Raw genomic sequence first — 3,861 nt, forward strand, 5'->3', positions numbered from 1 at the left:
GCTCCGCTCGCACCCGGCGGTGCGAACGCGTCGCCGGCGCCGACTCCGCCGCCTGGCGCTGCCGAGCGTCCCGCGGCTGCCACCACGAGTGCCGGTGCGGCTGACGTTCGGGCGGCAGCGACGCGACCCTCCGAGAGGGTGGCGCCCTCGCCCTCGTTCGTCGAGGGGCTCTTCGGTCCGCTCTGGCCCGAGCACGGACTGGGCCCGACCCGGCTGGCGCTGTTCGGCTCGATCGGCGTGGGTCTGACCGGCGCTGCCGTCCTGCCCTACCGCCCGCTCGGTCTCGGTGTGCTGGTCGTGCTGCTCCTCGGCGGGGGCCTCGTTCTCGCAGTGTCGCGCCGACGATCCGCAGGCTGGACCATCGCCTCCGCAGCCCTGTGCCTTGCGCTCGGTTCGCTCGTCGTGCTGCGGGCCGCCGAGTGGCTGGTCGTGCTGGCGCTCTTCATCGTCGGCCTCCTCGTCACGACCGCCCTGACCGACGCGCGACGGCTGGTCGCCGTCCTGGCTGGTCCCGTTGCCTGGGTGCTCGCCGGGCTGCGCGGCCTGCCGCTGCTGGGACGGACCCTCTCGGCGCTGAGCAGCCACCGGCTGCTCTGGCCGGTCGTCCGGACGGTGGCCATCTCCGTCGTCGCGCTGGTCGTCTTCGGCGGCCTCTTCGCGTCCGCCGACCCGGTGGTCGGCCGCTGGGCCACGCAGCTGACACCGGACCTCGGCCTGGACAGCCTCGTCCTGCGCACGTTCGTCCTCGTCATGGTCGGTGGCATCGTCCTGGCGGGCTGCTACCTCGCCATCAACCCGCCACCGCTCGACCAGGTCCCGCTCCCTGACGCGCGGCGCGTCAGCCGGGCCTGGGAGTGGCTCGTGCCGGTCGGCATCGTCGTGCTCACCTTCCTCGTCTTCGTGGTGGCTCAGGCGTCGGTCATGTGGGGCGGTCACGACTACGTGCACCGGACGACAGGGCTGACCTACGCCGACTACGTCCACCAGGGCTTCGGACAGCTGACGGCCGCGACCCTGCTGACCCTCGTGACGGTGGCCGTCACCGTGCGCAAGGCCCCTCGCCGGTCGGCGGGGGAGCGGCTGCTGCTGCGTCTCGTCCTCGGCTCCCTGTGCCTGCTGAGCCTCGTCGTCGTCGCGTCGGCGCTGTTCCGGATGGCCGTCTACCAGCAGGCGTTCGGCTTCACCGTGGTGCGCGTGGTTGTCGACGCCGTCGAGATCTGGCTCGGTGTCCTGATCGTGCTCGTCCTGGCCGCCGGCGTGCGCCTCGAGGCCCGCTGGCTGCCGCGGGCGGCCCTCGTCACGGCAGCCGTCGGCGTCCTCGTCCTGGGGTGGCTGAACCCCGAGGCGTGGGTCGCCCAGCACAACATCGACCGCTATCGGGCCACGGGCAAGCTCGACACCGCCTATCTGTCCACCCTCGGTCCGGACGCGACGCCCACCATCGTGGCCGGGCTGCCTCGGGACCTCGCCGCCTGCTCGCTGCCGCGCGGGCAGCACCTGCCTGACGACCTGGCGTCCTGGAACCTCGGGCGGGCCCGGGCGGTGGACGCTCGGGTGGACTCTGCGTCGCCGGTGACCGCACAGGCGGCCTGCCCCTGAGCGGTTTGTCCGATCTGGACCAGGTGTTCGGTGGCGACGAATTCCCTTGTTAGGCAAGCCTTCGTCTCGAAGATCACAGCGACAAGACATACCCCCAGGCGTACCGTCGAAGTATGACTACAGCAGCAAAGACCTTGGTCATTCTGGGGGGCGGCACCGCCGGCACGATGGTTGCCAACAAGCTGCGCCGCGCCCTCGCCACGGATGAGTGGCGGATCAGCGTGGTGGACCGCAACGACGTCCACGACTACCAGCCGGGCTACCTCTTCCTGCCCTTCGGGATGATCGAGGCGGAGCAGGTTCGCCGGTCCCGGCACGCCTTCCTCCGCGACGGCATCGACCTCGTCCTGGGCGACGTGGACAGGGTCGAGCCGGGGGCCAGGCGCGTCGAGCTCGTCGATGGACGCTCCCTCGACTACGACTACCTCGTCATCGCGACCGGCACGAGCCCACGGCCGGACCAGACGCCCGGGATGCTCGGCCCCGAGTGGCACGCCAGCGTTGGCGAGTTCTACACCTTCGACGGTGCGCTCAGCCTGCGGGACCGGCTCGCGGCGATGACGTCCGGGCGCCTCGTCGTCCACCTGACCGAGATGCCGATCAAGTGCCCGGTCGCCCCGCTCGAGTTCACCTTCCTGGCCGACGACTTCTTCCGGCGGCGGGGGCTGCGCGACGACGTCGAGATCGTCTACGTCACTCCGCTCGACGGAGCCTTCACCAAGCCCGTCGCGAGCCGCGAGCTGGGGCACCTGCTGTCCGAGCGCGGCGTGAAGGTCGAGACGGACTTCATGGTCGAGCACATCGACCAGGAGCGGCGCGTCCTCGTCTCCTACGACGAGCGTGAGGTGTCCTACGACCAGCTCGTGACGATCCCGCTCAACATGGGCGCCGACTTCGTCGCGCGCTCGGGCCTCGGGGACGAGCTGAACTACGTCCCGGTGGACAAGCACACGATGCGCTCGACGCAGTACGACGAGATCTTCGCCCTCGGCGACGCGGGCAACCTGCCCACCTCGAAGGCCGGCTCGGTGGCGCACTTCTCGGTCGAGATCTTCGTCGCCAACTTCCTCCAGCTGGTGGCCGGCCGGCCGATGACCCACGCGTTCGACGGGCACGCGAACTGCTTCGTCGAGTCGGGCCGCGGCAAGGCGTTGCTGCTCGACTTCAACTACGACACGGAGCCGCTCACCGGCACCTTCCCGATCCCGCGCCTGGGTCCGCTCACCCTCCTCAGGGAGAGCCGGGCCAACCACGCCGGGAAGCTCGCCTTCCGGCACCTGTACTGGAACCTGCTGCTGCCCGGCCGTCCGATCGGGCTGCCGTCCGAGATGTCCATGGCGGGGAAGGTCCCCGCAGCCTGACGCCGAAAGGAGCGTCGCCATGCCCACCACGACCATTGCCGGTCACGAGGTGGCGGTCAACGACGAGGGGTTCCTCACCGACCCCACGCAGTGGACCGATGACCTCGGGGCCGAGCTGGCTCGGCTCATCGGGATCGAGATGACCCCCGAACACTGGAAGCTCGTCCAGTTCCTGCGGGACGACTACGCCCACCAGGGCGAGACCGCCACCCTGCGCCGCGTCAGCACCCAGACGGGGGTGCCCGTCAAGCAGCTGTTCGCGCTGTTCCCCGCGAAACCGGCCAAGAAGATGGCCTACGTCGCGGGCCTGCCGAAGCCGAAGGGATGTGTGTGAGATGGCCGAGACCATCACCCAGCCGATCGTCCCCGACTTCGAGACCACGTCCGAGGGGCGCAAGCTGGCCATCATCTGCAGCAAGGGCAACCTGGACATGGCCTATCCGGCCCTGATCCTGGCCAATGCCGCGGTCGGGGAGGGCATCGAGACGCACCTGTTCTTCACGTTCTGGGGCTACGACATGATCAACCGGAAGACGGCTGCCCACCTCAAGTTCACCCCGCTGGGCAACACGGCGACCCATCTGCCCCAGGGACTGGGTGGGATCCCGGGGATGACGCACCTGGCAACCTCGCAGATGAAGAAGTCCATCGCCGAGCTCGACGTGCCCGACGTCCCGGAGTTCCTCGACCAGATCGTCGCCTCCGGAGGGCACCTGTGGGCCTGCAAGATGTCGGCCGACATGCAGCACCTGACCGAGGCGGACCTGCGCGACGACATCGAGGGGATCATCTCGGCCTCCGACTTCATGGAGCTGACGGACGGCGCGCAGCTGCTGTTCATCTAGCTCGGGTCATCCGCCCGGGGCGGCCGGCAGGCGCTCCACGGCCGCACCGTGGAGCG

At 69.9% G+C, this 3,861-nt stretch carries 4 protein-coding genes; all 4 read left to right on the forward strand.

What is annotated here, in order from left to right; all coding sequences use genetic code 11:
- The first annotated feature begins 138 nt into the window (after positions 1-138).
- The 4 genes from N864_RS19985 (at position 139) to N864_RS20000 (ending at position 3,805) form a co-directional block, all read left to right on the forward strand.
- On the forward strand, positions 139-1,599 hold the full coding sequence (locus tag N864_RS19985; RefSeq protein ID WP_051518846.1) for a DUF4153 domain-containing protein: 1,461 nt from the start codon (positions 139-141) through the stop codon (positions 1,597-1,599).
- A 113-nt stretch (positions 1,600-1,712) separates the two neighbouring features.
- A complete protein-coding gene (gene sqr, locus N864_RS19990; RefSeq protein WP_034721524.1) occupies positions 1,713-2,960 on the forward strand; it encodes a type III sulfide quinone reductase, selenoprotein subtype in 1,248 nt (415 codons plus the stop codon).
- Positions 2,961-2,979: 19 nt separating this feature from the next.
- Positions 2,980-3,294: a TusE/DsrC/DsvC family sulfur relay protein gene (locus tag N864_RS19995; RefSeq protein ID WP_034721527.1), complete on the forward strand. Its 315-nt coding sequence runs from the start codon at positions 2,980-2,982 to the stop codon at positions 3,292-3,294.
- A 1-nt stretch (position 3,295) separates the two neighbouring features.
- Positions 3,296-3,805 (forward strand): DsrE/DsrF/DrsH-like family protein, encoded by a 510-nt coding sequence (locus tag N864_RS20000; protein ID WP_034721531.1) that lies wholly within the window; start codon positions 3,296-3,298, stop codon positions 3,803-3,805.
- The last annotated feature ends 56 nt before the right edge of the window (positions 3,806-3,861 follow it).

Origin of the sequence: Intrasporangium chromatireducens Q5-1 (assembly GCF_000576575.1) — a bacterium.
Lineage (GTDB): Bacteria > Actinomycetota > Actinomycetes > Actinomycetales > Dermatophilaceae > Intrasporangium_A > Intrasporangium_A chromatireducens.

What these genes read in the sequence shown, in the direction of transcription:
- sqr (WP_034721524.1), top strand. Translation starts at nt 1,713, where the DNA reads ATGACTACAGCAGCAAAGACCTTGGTCATTCTGGGGGGCGGCACCGCC.
- N864_RS19995 (WP_034721527.1), top strand. Translation starts at nt 2,980, where the DNA reads ATGCCCACCACGACCATTGCCGGTCACGAGGTGGCGGTCAACGACGAG.
- N864_RS20000 (WP_034721531.1), top strand. Translation starts at nt 3,296, where the DNA reads ATGGCCGAGACCATCACCCAGCCGATCGTCCCCGACTTCGAGACCACG.